The organism is Marseilla massiliensis, assembly GCF_016899955.1.
Classification (GTDB): Bacteria; Bacteroidota; Bacteroidia; order Bacteroidales; family Bacteroidaceae; genus Prevotella; species Prevotella intestinigallinarum.
In genome coordinates this window covers 1-281 of sequence record NZ_JACJJL010000119.1, presented here as the reverse complement: position 1 = coordinate 281, position 281 = coordinate 1, and the positions used below count along the sequence as shown (strand labels likewise).

At 58.7% G+C, this 281-nt stretch carries 1 protein-coding gene; it reads right to left on the bottom strand.

All coding sequences use genetic code 11. The features are described from left to right. A partial coding sequence (locus H6B30_RS16195) for a hypothetical protein (protein WP_205112259.1) occupies window positions 1-281 on the bottom strand: 281 nt, incomplete at both ends.

The window sequence follows — 281 nt, the reverse complement described above, 5'->3', positions numbered from 1 at the left end:
GCCTTGCTGGGTAACGATAGACGGGCATAGTGTTTCTTGGACTCTGCCTGCCAACGCTCGTCCGTGAAGAACAAGCGCGCACGACCCCGAAAGCTCAGGCTGTGCTCAATCCAGACCGAGCCATTGCGCACCGCGCGGCGCAGGGCAAACAGGGTGGCCACCTCCAACGCCTGAAACGCCCGTTCCCGGTCTGGGCTGGAGATCGAAACCTGCCAGATCATTCCCAGACTTGGTGCCACCACTTCAACTGGCAGCTTTCTGGATCCTTTGAGATATAAAGC